The sequence below is a fragment of the Streptomyces sp. URMC 126 genome (genome assembly GCF_051386555.1).
In the GTDB taxonomy this organism is placed as follows: Bacteria; Actinomycetota; Actinomycetes; order Streptomycetales; family Streptomycetaceae; genus Streptomyces.
The window spans coordinates 1-235 of sequence record NZ_JBPQTX010001361.1; the positions used below are offsets into that span (position 1 = coordinate 1).

Annotated in this window: 1 protein-coding gene; it reads right to left on the minus strand. The window is 66.4% G+C overall.

All coding sequences use genetic code 11. The features are described from left to right. Positions 1-235: extracellular solute-binding protein (locus ACSNOK_RS36270; protein ID WP_436784900.1), on the minus strand; the 235-nt coding region annotated here is incomplete at both ends.

The window sequence follows — 235 nt, forward strand, 5'->3', positions numbered from 1 at the left end:
GTAGGGCGCCATCTGGGTGGTGCCGTCCTTGTAGGTCCCGACATTCGCCGCCGCCGATTTCCGCGGCGGGCCATAGGCGATGTATTTCGACAGGTCCGCCTGCCGCGCCGGGTCCGAGGCGAAGGCGATGAACTGCATCGACTTCTCGACATCGGGCGCGCCCTTGGGGATGACCCAGTAGTCCATGTCGAGGTTCGCCCCGTCCCAGACGAAGCCGAAGGGCTTGCCCTCGTCC